The organism is Streptomyces sp. NPDC030143, from assembly GCF_055573695.1.
Map to the genome: position 1 here is coordinate 1 of NZ_JBVIAY010000002.1, position 15279 is coordinate 15279.

Sequence of the window (15279 nt, forward strand, 5' to 3'; positions counted from 1 at the left end):
CTGCACGAAGGCCCACTCGGCATCGGACAGTTCATGGCGACGTATCACCCGACCATGATCCCCGACCGAAGATCATTTGACGACAGACCCTAGGGGGTACCCCCGCTGCTGTGCGCGATGCACGCCACGTCGATGCGGTCGGCCAGTTTGGCCAGCTCGATCGTCAGCGCGGCCACCGTGTCCTCGTCGAGGTCCTCCGCCCCCGCCTCGACGAGATGCAGCCATCGACCGCCCAACGTCCGCAGCAGCTTGCTCACGTCGGCCGCGGACACCTGCAAGCTCCCGCGGTCGTCGACGATCAGAGGCAGAGTCACTTCGCGGTTCACACCCGGGATCGTAACCGCGCGGCGGTCACGCACCGTGCCAAACCGTGGTGATGTTGCAGAACTCCCGGATTCCGTGCCCGGACAGCTCACGCCCGTACCCCGACCGCTTCACACCCCCGAACGGAAACGCGGGGTGCGAGGCGGTCATCCCGTTGACGTACACGCCGCCCGCCTCCAGGTCCCGTACGAACCGGTCGACGTCGGCCTCGTCGCGGGTCCACACGTTGGAACTCAGTCCGAACGGGGAGTCGTTCGCGATCAGGACCGCCTCGTCGAGGTCTTCGGCCCGGTACAGGGTGGCGACCGGGCCGAAGGCCTCCTCGCGGTGGATGCGCATCTCACGGGTGACGCCGGTGAGGACGGTCGGCGGGTAGTACCAGCCGGGCCCGTCCGGGCGCTCGCCCCCGCACAGCACCCGCGCCCCGCCGCGCCGGGCGTCGTCCACCAGCTCCTCCAGGTCGGCACGGCCCCGCTCGCTGGCGAGCGGACCGACCTCGGTGTCCTCCTCCAGCGGGTCGCCGACCCTCAGCGCCCGCATCCCCTCGGCGAAGCGTTCGGCGAACCGGTCGTACACGTCCGCGTGGACGACGAACCGCTTGGCGGCGATGCACGACTGGCCGTTGTTCTGCACGCGCGCGGTCACCGCGACCTCGGCGGCCCGGTCGACGTCCGCCGACGGCATGACGACGAAGGGGTCGCTGCCCCCCAGCTCCAGCACCGTCTTCTTGACCATCTCGCCGGCGGTGGAGGCGACGGCCCGCCCGGCGGGCTCGCTGCCGGTGAGGGTGGCCGCCTTGACCCGCTCGTCGCGCAGGATGACGTCGACGCCGGCGGAGCCGATGAGCAGGGTCTGGAAGCACCCCTCGGCGAAGCCCGCCCGGTGGAACAGGTCCTCCAGGTAGAGGGCCGTCTGCGGGACGTTCGAGGCGTGCTTGAGCAGGCCCACGTTGCCCGCCATCAGCGCGGGCGCGGCGAACCGGACGACCTGCCACAGGGGGAAGTTCCACGGCATCACCGCGAGCACCGGGCCCATCGGCCGGTAGCGGACCAGGGCGCGCGCGGCACCGGAGTCGCGCACGTCGGCCTCGGGCGGCTCCTCGTCGGCGAGGAGGCCCTCCGCCCGCTCGGCGTACCAGCGCATCGCCTTGGCGCACTTCGCGGCCTCCGCGCGCGCCTGCTTCACCGGCTTGCCCATCTCGGTGGTCATCACCCGGGCGATCTCCGGGCCGTCCTCGTCGAGCAGGTCGGCGGCCCGGTTCAGCAGCGCGGCGCGTTCGGCGAACGTCGTCGTCCGGTACGTGCGGAACGTGGCCTCCGCGAGCTGGAGCCGCCGTTCCACCTCCTCCTCGCCCATGGCCTCGTACGTCTTGAGCGTCTCGCCGTTCGCCGGGTTCACCGTCGCGATGGGCATGACCGACCTCCTGCAAGCTGGCTGTGCTTCGACCTTCGCGCGCCGCGCCGGGAGCCGCAACGCGTGCGCGTCCGCCCGGCCCGTCCGCTCAGGGGCCCTTGCACTGTGAGCGCCTGATCAGGCCGCGCGGCCCGGGCGGGCACAGTGCAAGGACCCCTCAGGCCGAGTGCTCCGCCAGCCGGTCGAGAAACGCGGCCTGCGCCGTCACGATCACCTCGCGCGCCCCGTCCAGGCCGTACCAGGCGACCCGGTCCAGCTCCGGGAACTCCGCCAGCCGCCCGGAGCGCGGGGGCCACTCCATGACGAACGTGCCGGGATCGATCACCGCCGGATCGAGGTCGGCCTCGACCGCCCACGCCGTGACGATCTTGCCGTTGGTCTGCCGGACCTCCCCGAGCGGGATCGCCTCGCCGTCGGGCGGCGCCACGCCCAGCTCCTCGCGGAACTCCCGCCGGGCGGCCTCCCAGGCGGGCTCGGCGGGGTCGTACTCGCCCTTGGGGACCGTCCACGCCCCGGCGTCCTTCCGCGCGAAGAACGGGCCGCCCATATGGCCCAGCAACACCTCCAGGCCGCCGTCGGTATGCCGGAACAAGAGCAGGCCCGCGCTGCGCCTCGCCGTCACGGCCGGACCTCCGGGTGGGCGGCGAGCAGGGTCTCGACGGTGTCGGCGTCCTCGGGGCGCTTGTCCTCGCGGTAGCGGACCACGCGGGCGAAGCGCAGGGTGACGCCGGCCGGGTAACGGGTGGAGCGCTGGAGGCCCTCGTAGGCGATCTCGACGACGAGTTCGGGGCGCACGGTGACCCCCCAGCCGTTGTCCTCGACGGCCAGCTCGCCCAGGCGTTCGGTCTGCCAGGCGAGCATCGCGTCGGTCATTCCCTTGAAGGTCTTGCCGAGCATCGCGAAGCCGCCGTCGGCCGTGCGGGCGCCGAGATGGAGGTTGGAGAGCCTTCCGGTGCGCCGGCCGTGCCCCCACTCGGCGGCCAGGACCACCAGGTCGAGCGTGTGCACGGGCTTGACCTTCAGCCAGGACGCGCCGCGTCGGCCCGCGCTGTAGGGGGCGTCGAGGGCCTTGACGACGACGCCTTCATGGCCGCGCCGCAGCGTCTCGGCGAGAAACTCCTCGGCCGACCCGGCGTCCCCGGACCCCGCCACCAGCGTGCGCCGCACCCGCATCGGCTCGGGCACCAGCCGGGCCAGCTCCGCGTGCCGCTCGGCGAACGGCAGGTCGAGCAGGTCCCGGCCGTCCACGGACAGCGCGTCGAAGAAGACGGGGGAGACCGGGACGGCCTCGGCCACCTTGGCCACGTCCACCCGGGAGCCGACCCGGCCGGCGGTCTCCTGGAAGGAGCGGGGCCGGCCGCCGTCGTCGAACGCGATGACCTCACCGTCGAGGACGAACCGCTCGCCCGCCAACTCCCGGGCCGCCGAGGTGACCTCGGGGAGGCGGTCGGTGATGTCGTCGAGCGTACGGGTGTAGATGCGCACGCCGTCCGGGTCGCGGTGCACCTGGACGCGGATGCCGTCGAGCTTCTCCTCGACCGCGCAGGCGCCCAGCTTGCCGATCGCCTCGCTCACCGAGGACGCGGTGTGCGCGAGCATCGGCAGGACCGGACGGCCGACGGTCAGCCGGAACCGCTCCAGCGCCGCCGGCCCGTCCGTCAGCAGCGCCTGTGCGACCGTCCGCAGCGAGCCGGCCAGCATCACGGCCCGCCGGACGTCCGCCGACGGCGCCCCGGTGGCCACCGCCAGCCCCTCGACGGCCACCGCGTCCAGGGCGCCCTGGCGGACCTCGCCGGTGAGCAGTGCGAGCAGGAACCGCTGCTCGTCCTCGGTGGCCGCGCCCATCAACTCCGCGACCAGCCGGGCGCGTTCGGCCTGGGAGCCGGGGCCGGCGACCTTGCCGAGCTCGGTGAGGCGGGCGTCCACCTCGCGCACGGTGAGGGACGCGGTGCCGGCCGGCGGCACCGGACGGCTCAGCGTCTTCCAGCCGATCCCGAGCCGTCCCTGCGGCAGCCGTCCTGCCAGGTAGGGGATGACGATCGGGGCGTCGGCCGCCTCCGCGTCCCGGAAGAGTTCGGCGAGCAGGGCGATCTTGCGGGAGCGCGCCGAGGCGGCGGCGACCTCCCGGGACACGTCGGCGAGCCGGGTCAGCAGCATGCAGCCATGGTGCTACGCCGGCGTGCCGACTACACCTGGACCGCCGCGTCCAGGTCGCTCATCAGCAGCTCGCCGTTGATCGCGGCAGCGGCGCGGTAGCCGCGGGAGGCCGCGTTGACCACCTGTTCCGCGAAGCCGGAGGCGTTGCCCGCCGCCCACAGGCCGGGGACGGTCGTCAGGCCCCTCGCGTCGACGACCGGGTAGGTGCCGAAGGGCGTCTCGGTCATCTCGGCGCCGAGCCGCTCCAGCAGGCCGGTCCGCGGGACCGCCCGGGGGGCGACGAAGAGCGTCTCGCGGGCGTGGACCGTGCCCTGCCCGGACGGGGTGTCCCCGGCGAGCCGGACGCCGGTGAGCCGGTCGTCCTCGACGACGACGCCGGCGACCTCGCCGGGCACCACGACGACCCCGGCCGCGGCGAGCCGGCGCCGGTCCTCGTCGGACAGCTCCGCCTCGGCGACCGTGTGCAGGAAGAGCCTCACGTCCTTCGACCACTGGGTCACGATCAGCGCCTGGTGCACGCTGGACGGGCCGGTGGCCAGCACGCCGAAGGCCCGGTCGCGCACCTCCCAGCCGTGGCAGTACGGGCAGTGCAGCACGTCCCGGCCGAAGCGGTCGGCGAGCCCGGCGACCGGGGGCAGCTCGTCCTTCAGGCCGGTGGCGACGACCAGCTGCCGGGCGCGGACCGTCCGCCCGCTCGCGAGCCGTACGGCGAAGTCCTCGCCCTTCGTGGCGTCCACGGCCCGGTCGCGGACCAGCTCCACGCCGTACCGGGCGATCTCCTCGCGGCCCTTGGCCAGGAAGTCGGCGGGCGGCATCCCGTCCCGGGAAAGGTAGCCCTGCATGTGGGCGGCGGGCGCGTTGCGCGGCTCGCCCGCGTCGACGACCAGGGTGCGCCGGCGGGCCCGGCCCAGTACCAGTGCGGCGGACAGGCCCGCCGCTCCGCCGCCGATCACGATCACTTCGTATTTCTCGGTCATGGTGACCACCTCCACGGGAACGGTCGCTCGTGACGTACCGTATTGACAAACGTGTTTGCCGAATCTGCAATGTCCCCATGAGTGACGACGGCATGGAGACGGAAGCGGTGCTCGCCGAGGTCGGCCCCAGGCTGCGGCGGATCCGCAAGGAGAGGGGCGCGACGCTGGCCGGACTGTCGGAGGCGACCGGCATCTCGGTCAGCACGCTCTCCCGGCTGGAGTCGGGGCTGCGCAAACCCAGCCTGGAGCTGTTGCTGCCGATCGCACGGGCCCACGAGGTGGCCCTCGACGAGCTGGTGGGCGCGCCGGCGGTGCGCGATCCCCGGGTGCGGGCGGCGCCGATCGTGCGGCACGGGCGCACGTACTGGCCGCTGACCCGCCAGCCCGGCGGTCTCCAGGCCTTCAAGGTCCTGGTGCCGCGGAGCAACGACGAGCCGGAGCCCCGCACCCACGAGGGCTACGAGTGGCTGTACGTGATGTCCGGGCGGCTGCGGCTGGTCCTCGGTGACCACGACATCGTGCTGACCGCGGGGGAGGCCGTCGAGTTCGACACCCGGGTGCCGCACTGGTTCGGGTCGACGGGGGAGGGGCCGGCGGAGTTCCTCAGCCTGTTCGGACCCCAGGGGGAGCGGATGCACGTCCGGGCGCGCCCCAGGAGGACGTGACGGACGCGATGGTTCCCTGATCGGCAAGCGACCGCTTAGTATGCGGGGGATCCCGGTCCCCGGACCCCGGTCATCCCGGCCAGACGACGCAGTCCCGTGGAGGCTCCGCATGCAGGCATGGCAGGTGCACGAGAACGGCGAGCCGAGCGAGGTGATGCGGCTCCAGGAGGTGGAGCGGCCCACGCCCGGCGACGGCCAGATCCTGCTGAGGGTGCGCGCCGCGAACATCAACTTCCCGGACGTGCTCATGGCGCGGGGCCACTACCAGGTCAGGCCGCCGCTGCCGTTCACGCCCGGGGTGGAGATCTGCGGCGAGACCGAGGACGGACGGCGCGTGATCGCCAACCCGGCCCTGCCGTACGGCGGTTTCGCGGAGTACGCCGTGGCGGACGCCGCCGCCGTCCTGCCCGCTCCGGACGCCCTGGACGACGCCGAGGCCGCCGCCCTGCACATCGGCTACCAGACGGGCTGGTTCGGCCTGCACCGGCGGGCCGGTCTGGAGGCGGGCGAGACGCTGCTGGTCCACGCTGCCGCGGGAGGGGTCGGCAGCGCGGCCGTGCAGCTCGGCAAGGCCGCCGGGGCCACTGTCGTCGGCGTCGTCGGCGGCGCCGACAAGGTCGCCGTCGCCCGCGAACTGGGCTGTGACGTGGTGATCGACCGGCGTGCCGAGGACGTGGTCGCCGCCGTCAAGGAAGCCACCGGCGGCCGGGGCGCCGACGTGGTCTACGACCCGGTAGGCGGCGACGCCTACACCCAGTCCACCAAGGTCGTCGCCTTCGAGGGCCGGATCGTGGTCGTGGGCTTCGCGAGCGGGACCATCCCGAACCCGGGACTCAACCACGCCCTGGTGAAGAACTACTCGATCCTCGGCCTGCACTGGGGCCTGTACAACACCAGGAACCCGAAGCTGGTCCGGCACTGCCACGAGCGGCTCACCGAACTGGCCTCGCGCGGCGTGGTCAGGCCCCTGGTGAGCGAGCGGGTGCCGCTCGAGGGCGCCGCCGCCGCCGTGCAGCGCGTGGCCGACGGTGTCACCACCGGCCGTGTGGCCGTGCTCCCCACGCCGCGGAACGGAGCCGCCGCATGACCGTCGACGCCGCGGAACTCAAGCGCCGCACAGCCGAGTTGCTCGCCGCCCACCCGCCGGCCGACACGGGGCGCCTGGACTTCCTGCGCGCCCGCTTCGACGCCGGGCTCGCCTGGGTGCACTACCCAGAGGGCCTCGGCGGACTGGGCGCGCCCCGCTCCCTCCAGGCCGCGGTGGACGCCGATCTGGAGGCCGCGGGCGCGCCCGACAACGACCCCCGCCGCATCGGCATCGGCCTCGGCATGGCCGCCCCGACGATCCTCCAGTACGGCACCGAGGAGCAGAAGCGGCGCTTCCTGCGGCCGCTGTGGACCGGCGAGGAGGTCTGGTGCCAGCTCTTCAGCGAGCCCGGCGCCGGATCCGACCTGGCCGCGCTGGGCACCCGGGCCGTCCGCGAGGGCGAGGGGTGGCTCGTCAACGGGCAGAAGGTGTGGACGTCCAGCGCCCACCTCGCCCGCTGGGCCATCCTCATCGCCCGCACCGACCCGGACGTGCCCAAGCACGCGGGCATCACCTACTTCGTCTGCGACATGACCGACCCGGGCGTCGAGGTCCGGCCGCTGCGCCAGATCACCGGCGAGGCCGAGTTCAACGAGGTGTTCCTCACCGACGTCCGCATCCCCGACTCCCACCGCCTCGGCGGTATCGGTGACGGCTGGCGGGTCGCGCAGACCACGCTGAACAACGAACGCGTCGCCATCGGCGGGATGCGCCTGCCCCGCGAGGGCGGCATGATCGGCCCGGTCGCCCGGACCTGGCGCGAGCGCCCGGACCTGCGCACCCACGACCTGCACCAGCGGCTGCTGAAGGCGTGGGTGGAGGCCGAGGTCGCCCGCCTCACCGGTGAACGGCTGCGCCAGCAACTCGTCGCGGGCCAGCCCGGACCCGAGGGCGCCGGCATGAAGCTCGCCTTCGCCCGCCTCAACCAGGAGATCAGTGGCCTGGAGGTCGAACTCCTCGGTGAGGAAGGGCTGTTGTACGACGACTGGACCATGCGCCGGCCCGAGCTCGTCGACTTCACCGGGCGCGAGGCCGGGTACCGCTACCTGCGCTCCAAGGGCAACAGCATCGAGGGCGGGACCAGCGAGGTCCTGCTGAACATCGTCGCCGAGCGGGTCCTCGGCCTGCCCGCCGAGCCGCGCACCGACAAGGACGTCGCATGGAAGGACCTGGCCCGGTGAAGACACAGCCCGACCTGCTGTACTCGGAGGAGGAAGAGGCCCTCCGCGCCGCCGTCCGCGACCTGCTCGGCGACCACTGCGACCCGGCGGCCGTGATCGCCCGCACGGAGTCGGACGCGCCGCACGACCGCGAGGCGTGGAAGGCGCTCGCCGACGGCATGGGCCTGGCCGGCCTCCTCGTGCCCGAGGCGCAGGGCGGCCAGGGCGCCACCCACCGCGAGGCCGCCGTGGTACTGGAGGAGCTGGGGCGCGCCGTCGCCCCCGTCCCGTACCTGACCAGCGCCGTGGTCGCCACGGAGGCCCTGCTCGCCTGCGCGGACGGGGAACTGCTCGCCCGGCTGGCGTCCGGGCGGACCGTCGGCGCGCTCGCGGTCGGCCTGCACACCGCCCCGGGCGCGGCCTTCCCGGCCGTCCACGTCGCAGACGGGGCCCTGCACGGCGCGTTGACGGGCATCGCGGACGCGGTCGCCGCCGACGTGCTGCTCGTGCCGGCCGACGACGGCGGGCTGTACGCGGTCGACGCCGACGCCGTGACCGTCACCCCGCAGACCTCCCTCGACCTGACCCGACCGGTCGCGACGGTAGCCCTCGCCGGCGCCCCCGGACGCCGTCTCGGCGACGCGGAACCCGCCGTACGACGGGCCCTGCGCGCCGGGGCCGGGCTGCTCGCGTCCGAGCAACTGGGCCTCGCCGAGGCGGTGTTGACCGAAACGGTCCGCTATCTGAAGGAACGCAAGCAGTTCAACCGGCCCGTCGGCGGTTTCCAGGCGCTCAAGCACCGGCTGGCCCAGCTGTGGCTGGAGGTCGTCAACCTGCGGGCCGCCGCCCGCAACGCCGCCGACGCGCTCACGACCGGCGAGGGCGTCGACGTGGCGGTCGCCGTCGCCCAGGCCTACGCGGCGCCCGTCGCCGTCCGCGCGGCCGAGGAGGCGCTGCAACTCCACGGCGGCATCGGGATGACCTGGGAACACCCGGTGCACCTCTCCCTGAAGCGGGCCAAGGCCGACTCGATCGCCTACGGCACGGCCGGCGCGCACCGGTCCGCCGTGGCCGAACTCGTCGACCTGCGCGCGCCCTGACCGTCCCTCGGTGAAGCCCGCCCCACCCGGGGCGGGCTTCTTCGCGCGCCCGAGCCGAAGGAGTGAACACACGACGGCGGTCCGGCCAATTCATGGCATGTACAGGCCTTTTCGGGGCCCTGTTGGCCGCATACTCCCTGTGGCTCGGTCCCGCCCCACAGGGAGGCAGTACATGGCCCTCACCACCCGTCGCAGTGCCCTCACCGCCTTCGGCGCCCTCGTGGGCGCGGTCGCCCTCCCCGCCGGCCACGCGTCGGCGGCCGAACAGCGGTACGGAGTCCGCCCGTTGCGCCGCGCCCACGCCCACAACGACTACGAGCACCCGCGCCCCCTCCTCGACGCCCTCGACCACCGGTTCGGCAGCGTCGAGGCCGACGTCTTCCTGGTGGACGGCGAGTTGCTGGTCGCCCACGACCCGGAGGACCTCGACCCGGCCCGCACCCTGGAGTCCCTCTACCTCGCCCCGCTCGCCGCGCGCGTCCGGGCCCACCACGGCACGGTGTACCGGGGATGGCGCAGGCCGCTCCAGCTCCTGATCGACCTCAAGACCGAGGGCTCGTCCACCTACCTCGAACTGGACCGCCGACTCCGGCGCTACCCGGCCCTGTTCACCACCTGCGTCCACGGCCGTGTGCGCCGGGGACCGGTCACCGCCGTCGTCTCCGGCGACCGCGCGGCCCGCGCGCCCATGGAGGCGCAGACCGTCCGGCACGCCTTCTACGACGGCCGCCTCCCCGATCTCGGCACCAGCGAGGCCGCGTTCGCACCGCTGATCAGCGACAACTGGACCCACCACTTCACCTGGCGCGGTGTCGGCGCCTTCCCCGAGGCGGAACGGCGGAAGCTGCGCTCCCTCGTCGGCGCGGCGCACGGGCGCGGGCAGCAGGTGCGGTTCTGGGCCACGCCGGACGTGCCGGGCCCCGCCCGGGACGCCCTGTGGGGCGAACTCCTCGCCGCCGACGTCGACTACCTCAACACCGACGACCTCGCGGGCCTGGAGGCGTTCCTCGACGCCCACCGTGCTCAGAGCTCCGCATGAAAGGGGTGCCCGGCTCGCGGCGTCCCCTTTCGTTCGGAGCTCTTGGGGGTCCTTGCACGATGAGCGCCTGATCAGGCCGCGCGGCCCGGGCGGGCACAGTGCAAGGGCCCCTTGGCCGCCCGCAGCGCGGACACCACTCGTTCGGAGGACGGCCCGGTCACCCGAGCAAACCCTCCGCTACGCCACACTTGCGGCCGAATGCCGCGAAACCGGACGTGGCGGAGGAGGGTGTCGTGGCCGTTTCCATTTCCGTGGTGCTGTTGCTGCTGATCCTGGCGGTGATCTTCCTGCGCAACGGCGGACTGAAGATCTCGCACGCGCTGGTCTGTCTGCTGCTCGGCTTCTTCCTGGCCGGCACGAGCATGGCGCCGACCATCCACAGCGGCCTCACGGCGACGGCCGACATCGTCGGCAGTCTCAGGCCGTGAGGCCGGCCGGCTGTGTGCCCGCGCGGGCACGGACCGGCTACGGGACGAACACCCCGATGCCGTTCGGCACGGCACGTTCCACCCCGTCGGACGGGTGGTTGCGCACGGTGACCCTCGTGGCGCCCGGCGCGCGGACGACCAGCGTCGACGAGCCGCCGCCGTCCAGGTTGAAACCCTCGCTCGCACCGAGGTTCTTCAGCTCGGCGGCGAGCTCGGCGATCGTCAGGCCCTTGCGGTAGGCGGGCGCCCCGTCCACCGCGAGCAGCAGCACCCTCCGCCCGCCGTCCATGATCCCCACCGCCGTGCGCACCGCCGACGTCCGGGTGTTCAGCCCGGGCAGCGGCGTACCGCCCGAGAGCACCGGGTGGCCCCCGAGAGCGAAGCGGTAGGTACGCCCGGACGCGGCCGTGAGGCCGTACCGCACCACCACCCGCCGGCCCGCGGTGAGCTGCCGCAGCCGCCGCGCGCCCGCCTCCCGGCCGACCAGCACCGTGGTGTCGGCCGCGACGGGACCGCTGCCCGGGGCGGTCGAGAACGACACGACCACGCCCTGCCTCACCGTCACCTCGTAGGTGTCGGTGCTGCACGGCGCGGCCCGGTCGGTGTCCGTGCCGCACACGGCCCGCGCCCGGGAGGCGCTGCCCCAGTCGGCGGTGTACGCGCCGACGGAGTTCTCCGCGAGCGCGTACTGGTTGAGCCCCGCGACCGGTATCGGGGCGCCGCGGCCGACCGTGTCGAGCGATCCGCGCAGGACCAGACTGTCCAGCCGGGCCCGCCCGTCGTCGCTCACTCCGACGACGTCGTCGGTGTCCGTGCCGCGTGGCAGGGCCGGCCCGAACCGCTGGCCGTTCGGGACCGCGCCCTTGAGCGCCCTGCCGTCGTCGACAACCGGCCCCACGCTCGCGCCCGTCGCCGTGATCCCCGGATGCTGCACCTCGGTGTTGTTGAAGAAGTCGCCGTTGACGCCGGCGACCGCCTGCTGCGCGTCGGCCAGCCGGGAGACGCCGGCGCGGGCCGCCACCTTCCCCGGGTGCAGCAGGCCGAGGCGCACCCGGCTGTCGGTGAGGTCGACGTCGAGGACGTGCACGTGCGTGGTGCCGGCCGTCGCCCGCACGTCGTGGTGCCGGTACACCACCCCCGGCGCGACGGTCGCCGCGCTCGCGGCACCGGCCGGCGACGCCCCCGTCAGGGCCGCGCCGGCCAGGGTCACCAGGGCCGTCAGCAGTGTCGGAAGCGTCGTTCTCCGTCGCCGGGAACGTTCCTGATGCGGTGTCACGAACCCCCCTGTGTCGTGTGGGCGGCAACCGTCTCACGGCATCGGGGGAGGTCAGCAGGGGTGCGGGCCCGAACACCACGAGATCGGGTGAACAGGGGCACGATTTCGGGTGGCCCGGTGGCCGCTCGGGTCGTCGGGCGGGCGGCGACGTGCTAACCGGATCAGTCGGCGTACGGAGTGAAGTGGGCCGGAGGGTGGTCGACGGGCAGGCCCGGCATCCACGCCGTCGGGCCTGGGCGGTGCACACGAACGGGGACGGAGCGGCAGACGGTCCGGCGGTTACCAGCGCCGGTCGCCGACGCCCTCGCCGGGCTGGCCGGACGGCTCGCCCCGCCAGCCGGTGACGACGGCGACCCGCTGCCGGCGCCGGAGTTGGCGCAGGTGCCGCTGAAGCCACGGGGGCGGGCGCGCTGACGGCGTACGTCCCGTGCGCTGCCGGGGCGCGCGGGCGGGCAGGCCCGCCTCGGACCCGTGGGCGGGCCGGGTCTGTTCGACCTCGCCGAGGTGGGCGGTGGCCCGTGCGGGGACGTGGGCGAACAACGGGTCAGGCTGCGGCCGGGTGCGCTGTCACCGCATCAGTAGTTCCGCCACTCGTTGAGCACGTACTCCAGCACCGCCGGATCCATCAGCGTGCTCGGCCGGACGTCCTCGCGGCGGCGGTCGACGGGGAACACCGTGGCCGCCTCCAGCACCGCGTCGTCGAGGTAGCGCAGGCGCGGCGCGTCCGGGGCCAGCCGCAGGGCCGGGGGCGTGCCGCCGGGAGCGGCCAGGACGAACCCCCAGTTGCCGAAGCTCGGCACGTCGACCTGGAACTCGGTCGTCGCCAGCCCGGCCGCCCGGACCGTCGCCGCGATCGACCAGAACGTCTTCGGCGCGAAGAACGGCGACCCGCTCTGCACCATCACCTTGCTCTGCGGTGTCAGGACCTGGCCGAGCAGGCTGTAGAACTCCACCGAGTACAGCTTGGCCAGTGCCGCCGTGTCGGGGTCGGGGAAGTCGATGACGACCGCGTCGTACCGCTGCCGGGCGCCGCGCAGCCAGTTGAACGCGTCGGCGTTGACCACCTCGACCCGGCGGTCGGCGAACGCCGCGTCGTTCAGCTCGCGCAGCGGCCCGAACTCGCGTGCCAGCCGGGTCATCGCCGGGTCCAGCTCGACGAGCGTCACGTGCCGCACGTCGTCGTAGCGCAGCACCTCGCGCAGGGCGAGCCCGTCGCCGCCGCCCATGATGAGCACGTCGCCGCGGCGCCCGGACAGCGCGGGGTGCACCAGCGACTCGTGGTAGCGGTACTCGTCGACGGAGCTGAACTGGAGGTCGCCGTTGAGGAAGAGCCGCATGTCGGGACCCCCGGTGAAGGAGGTGGAGCGGGTGACGACGATCTCCTGGTACGGCGTGGTCTCGGCGTGCACGATCGGGTCCTTGTACATCTGCTGCCGGGCGGTGACCTCGAGGTCGTCCGCGAGCACGTACGCCGTGCCGAGCACCGCCAGCACCGCCGTGACGAAGGCGAGCAGACCGATCCGCACGACCCGCCGCGTCTGCCGGCGGAAGATGAACACCACCACGATGACCCCGGCCACCGCGTTGACCGCGCCGACCACCAGCGCGCCCTTCAGCTGGCCGAACGTCGGCAGGAGCAACAGGGGGAAGCACAGTCCGCCGACCAGCGCCCCGATGTAGTCGACGGCGAACATGTCGGCGACGGCGCTGCCCGCCTCCTGCCGCCGGATCCGCTGGAGCAGCGTCATGAGCAGCGGGATCTCGGCCCCGATCAGCAGGCCGACCACCATGGCGATCACGACCATCGCCGGGGTGTAGATCTGCAGCCAGGCGAACGCCGCGTACAGCACCAGCACGGACAGTCCGCCGACCAGCGCCAGGACGCCCTCCACCAGCGCGAACGCACCCACCGCCCGGCGGCGCAGCGGTTTCGCGGCGAGCGAGCCGAGGCCCATCGCGAAGACCATCACGGAGATGACCACGGAGGTCTGCAGCACCGAGTTGCCGATGAGGTAGCTGCCCAACGCGGTGAGCGCCAGCTCGTACACGAGCCCGCACGCCGCGCAGAGGAACACGGAGAGCAGGAGGAGGAAACGCGCCCCCCGGGTGTGCCGGACGGCCGGGGGGCGGGAGGACGCCGCGCTGTCGCGGTCCTGCAGGGAGGTGGCGCTCATGGGTGGGTGCTTACGAGATGGCCGCGCCGACCATGAACGCGGTGCCCAGGTACATGCCGGCCTGGACCCAGGCGGCGGGGTGCGGACGGTCGGCGTCGTCGTCCAGGACGACGGCGCCCATCTGACCCGGGGTGAGCAGACCGATCACGACGCCGACGACCGTCATCACCAGCACCCCGGCCAGGCCGTACAGGAGGGTGCTGGCCAGGCCGTAGCCGAGGCCCCGCTCGGACTCGCTCGCCCGGACGGCCTCCATGATGACCAGGCCCACGGCGACGGACTGGCTGCCCAGCAGGACGGCCGCACCGCGGTTGCGGTCGGTCCACACCACGTGGAAGAGCTTGCCGGGCGTGACGAGGTCGAGGGCGATGAAGCCGACGGCCATCACCACGAGGCCCACCACTCCGTAGAGCAGGGCCTGACCGGCCGACTCGAAGATCTCGGTCACTGCGTTGCCTTTCGTCAGGGCGTCGTCAGGGTCTGGGGCCGGGCACGGGGTGTCCGCGCCGGGGAGTCACTTGCCTTCACCGGGACCGCCGCCACGGAAGCTCGAACTGTCCGGGTTGGGCCAGAGGTTCAGGTACCGGCTGTGGCGGTGGTAGCCGTTGCGGTAGTCCTCGATCTCGATCCGGCTGCCGCTCCGGTACGGCGACACGGTGACCATGTCGTCGCCGTAGCGCAGGAACTCCATCCGGCCGCCGGACGCGCGGTCGGTCGCCTTGCGGTGGCCGTGGATCGCGTCGGCGACGGCGTTCGGGGTGCTGTCCGGGTCGACCCAGCCCGTTCCGCCCGCGGTGTACTTGTCCTTGATCCAGCCGCGCGGCACCCCGGTGCCCCCGCCGGAGGAGCAGGCGGTGAGCAGGGCCGCGGTCAGCACGGCCGCCACCGCTGCGCGGACGAGTCGGGCGCTCTTCATCGGGCCTCCAGCCGGGTGTGCGTCGATACGATCTGGCCGTTCTGCGGATAGGTGTGCCAGGTGCGCCAGACCAGCCCGCGGCCGGGCGGCCCGTCGGCCGCCTCGAGGACCACCGCCGTCAGTGCCTCCGGCGAACCGGGGAAGATGCCGCACAGACTGCTGTCGTTGCCGTCCACCTCGCCGAGGATCCGCGCCACGTGGTCGCTGAACTCCCCGGGGGCGAGCCGTCGGGTCTCCGCCCGGAAGTCGTAGGTCCAGCCCGGCGGGCGGTGCGTGTACGTGGCGGGCAGACCCTTGGCGGTGCCGGGCAGGCAGGCCACGGTCTCCTTGACGGGACCGGCGAAGACCTGGTGCGAGGCGCCGAGCAGCCGCAGCCGTACGTCGAGGCCGCCCACGGTCACCCGGCGTTCGGCGAGTGCCGGCCGTTCGGTCAGGTCGAGCGAGAAACAGAGCTGGTCCGCGTCCGTGTCCAGGTAAGGGGTGTCCAAGGATATGGCGTGCAGGACGGAACCCCCCGGTCAGATGTTGCTATAAGCGGCGCTGAGTATGACACATGACGCCGG

General features: G+C 73.4%; 17 protein-coding genes. 6 read left to right on the forward strand and 11 right to left on the reverse strand.

Annotated elements, in window-relative coordinates; genetic code table 11:
* Positions 1-89: 89 nt before the first annotated feature.
* The 5 genes from ACZ4YY_RS03140 to ACZ4YY_RS03160 all read right to left on the reverse strand — a co-directional run bounded on the left by ACZ4YY_RS03140 (position 90) and on the right by ACZ4YY_RS03160 (position 4871).
* On the reverse strand, positions 90-326 hold the full coding sequence (locus tag ACZ4YY_RS03140; RefSeq protein ID WP_468283257.1) for a DUF6213 family protein: 237 nt from the start codon (positions 324-326) through the stop codon (positions 90-92).
* Between the two features lie 25 nt (positions 327-351).
* Complete coding sequence (locus ACZ4YY_RS03145; protein ID WP_468283260.1) at positions 352-1737, reverse strand: NADP-dependent succinic semialdehyde dehydrogenase; 1386 nt, start codon at positions 1735-1737, stop codon at positions 352-354.
* Positions 1738-1894: 157 nt separating this feature from the next.
* Positions 1895-2359, reverse strand: coding sequence for an NUDIX hydrolase (locus ACZ4YY_RS03150; protein WP_468283263.1), 465 nt, complete (start codon positions 2357-2359; stop codon positions 1895-1897).
* Complete coding sequence (locus ACZ4YY_RS03155; RefSeq protein ID WP_468283266.1) at positions 2356-3894, reverse strand: ATP-dependent DNA ligase; 1539 nt, start codon at positions 3892-3894, stop codon at positions 2356-2358. Before ACZ4YY_RS03155 ends, ACZ4YY_RS03150 begins: the two co-directional genes overlap by 4 nt.
* 29 nt (positions 3895-3923) lie before the next feature.
* Entirely contained in the window at positions 3924-4871 is a 948-nt protein-coding gene (locus tag ACZ4YY_RS03160; protein WP_468283269.1) for an NAD(P)/FAD-dependent oxidoreductase, read from the reverse strand.
* Between the two features lie 77 nt (positions 4872-4948).
* Here ACZ4YY_RS03160 and ACZ4YY_RS03165 point away from each other — a divergent pair, with 77 nt between their 5' ends.
* The 6 genes from ACZ4YY_RS03165 to ACZ4YY_RS03190 all read left to right on the forward strand — a co-directional run bounded on the left by ACZ4YY_RS03165 (position 4949) and on the right by ACZ4YY_RS03190 (position 10350).
* The gene (locus tag ACZ4YY_RS03165; RefSeq protein WP_468283273.1) at positions 4949-5536 is read left to right on the forward strand and encodes a helix-turn-helix domain-containing protein; all 588 of its coding nucleotides are present in this window, start codon (positions 4949-4951) and stop codon (positions 5534-5536) included.
* A gap of 109 nt (positions 5537-5645) precedes the next feature.
* Complete coding sequence (locus ACZ4YY_RS03170; RefSeq protein ID WP_468283276.1) at positions 5646-6623, forward strand: NADPH:quinone oxidoreductase family protein; 978 nt, start codon at positions 5646-5648, stop codon at positions 6621-6623.
* A complete protein-coding gene (locus tag ACZ4YY_RS03175; RefSeq protein ID WP_468283279.1) occupies positions 6620-7804 on the forward strand; it encodes an acyl-CoA dehydrogenase family protein in 1185 nt (394 codons plus the stop codon). The genes ACZ4YY_RS03170 and ACZ4YY_RS03175 overlap by 4 nt, the downstream gene beginning before the upstream one ends.
* Positions 7783-8883: an acyl-CoA dehydrogenase family protein gene (locus ACZ4YY_RS03180; RefSeq protein WP_468283282.1), complete on the forward strand. Its 1101-nt coding sequence runs from the start codon at positions 7783-7785 to the stop codon at positions 8881-8883. The genes ACZ4YY_RS03175 and ACZ4YY_RS03180 overlap by 22 nt, the downstream gene beginning before the upstream one ends.
* 172 nt (positions 8884-9055) lie before the next feature.
* Complete coding sequence (locus ACZ4YY_RS03185; protein ID WP_468283285.1) at positions 9056-9922, forward strand: phosphatidylinositol-specific phospholipase C/glycerophosphodiester phosphodiesterase family protein; 867 nt, start codon at positions 9056-9058, stop codon at positions 9920-9922.
* A gap of 233 nt (positions 9923-10155) precedes the next feature.
* Complete coding sequence (locus ACZ4YY_RS03190; RefSeq protein WP_189940055.1) at positions 10156-10350, forward strand: hypothetical protein; 195 nt, start codon at positions 10156-10158, stop codon at positions 10348-10350.
* A 37-nt stretch (positions 10351-10387) separates the two neighbouring features.
* Here ACZ4YY_RS03190 and ACZ4YY_RS03195 read toward each other — a convergent pair whose 3' ends face one another.
* The 6 genes from ACZ4YY_RS03195 to ACZ4YY_RS03220 form a co-directional block, all read right to left on the reverse strand.
* Entirely contained in the window at positions 10388-11626 is a 1239-nt protein-coding gene (locus ACZ4YY_RS03195; RefSeq protein ID WP_468283288.1) for a phosphodiester glycosidase family protein, read from the reverse strand.
* 279 nt (positions 11627-11905) lie between these two features.
* Positions 11906-12166, reverse strand: a complete 261-nt coding sequence (locus ACZ4YY_RS03200; RefSeq protein ID WP_468283291.1) for a hypothetical protein — start codon at positions 12164-12166, stop codon at positions 11906-11908.
* 35 nt (positions 12167-12201) lie between these two features.
* Positions 12202-13800 carry a polyamine aminopropyltransferase gene (locus ACZ4YY_RS03205; protein WP_468283294.1) on the reverse strand — a complete coding sequence of 533 codons (1599 nt, stop codon included), beginning with the start codon at positions 13798-13800 and terminating at the stop codon, positions 12202-12204.
* Between the two features lie 10 nt (positions 13801-13810).
* Positions 13811-14248 carry a DUF350 domain-containing protein gene (locus ACZ4YY_RS03210; protein WP_468283297.1) on the reverse strand — a complete coding sequence of 146 codons (438 nt, stop codon included), beginning with the start codon at positions 14246-14248 and terminating at the stop codon, positions 13811-13813.
* 66 nt (positions 14249-14314) lie between these two features.
* On the reverse strand, positions 14315-14716 hold the full coding sequence (locus ACZ4YY_RS03215; RefSeq protein WP_468283299.1) for a DUF4247 domain-containing protein: 402 nt from the start codon (positions 14714-14716) through the stop codon (positions 14315-14317).
* Positions 14713-15219: a DUF2617 family protein gene (locus ACZ4YY_RS03220; RefSeq protein WP_468284325.1), complete on the reverse strand. Its 507-nt coding sequence runs from the start codon at positions 15217-15219 to the stop codon at positions 14713-14715. The genes ACZ4YY_RS03215 and ACZ4YY_RS03220 overlap by 4 nt, the downstream gene beginning before the upstream one ends.
* Between the last annotated feature and the right edge of the window lie 60 nt (positions 15220-15279).

Bases quoted from the DNA above. Each gene is read 5' to 3' on its own strand.
- ACZ4YY_RS03205 (WP_468283294.1), bottom strand. From the start codon at position 13,800: ATGAGCGCCACCTCCCTGCAGGACCGCGACAGCGCGGCGTCCTCCCGC.
- ACZ4YY_RS03160 (WP_468283269.1), bottom strand. From the start codon at position 4,871: ATGACCGAGAAATACGAAGTGATCGTGATCGGCGGCGGAGCGGCGGGC.
- ACZ4YY_RS03215 (WP_468283299.1), bottom strand. From the start codon at position 14,716: ATGAAGAGCGCCCGACTCGTCCGCGCAGCGGTGGCGGCCGTGCTGACC.
- ACZ4YY_RS03180 (WP_468283282.1), top strand. From the start codon at position 7,783: ATGGAAGGACCTGGCCCGGTGAAGACACAGCCCGACCTGCTGTACTCG.
- ACZ4YY_RS03165 (WP_468283273.1), top strand. From the start codon at position 4,949: ATGAGTGACGACGGCATGGAGACGGAAGCGGTGCTCGCCGAGGTCGGC.
- ACZ4YY_RS03145 (WP_468283260.1), bottom strand. From the start codon at position 1,737: ATGCCCATCGCGACGGTGAACCCGGCGAACGGCGAGACGCTCAAGACG.
- ACZ4YY_RS03170 (WP_468283276.1), top strand. From the start codon at position 5,646: ATGCAGGCATGGCAGGTGCACGAGAACGGCGAGCCGAGCGAGGTGATG.
- ACZ4YY_RS03155 (WP_468283266.1), bottom strand. From the start codon at position 3,894: ATGCTGCTGACCCGGCTCGCCGACGTGTCCCGGGAGGTCGCCGCCGCC.
- ACZ4YY_RS03175 (WP_468283279.1), top strand. From the start codon at position 6,620: ATGACCGTCGACGCCGCGGAACTCAAGCGCCGCACAGCCGAGTTGCTC.
- ACZ4YY_RS03185 (WP_468283285.1), top strand. From the start codon at position 9,056: ATGGCCCTCACCACCCGTCGCAGTGCCCTCACCGCCTTCGGCGCCCTC.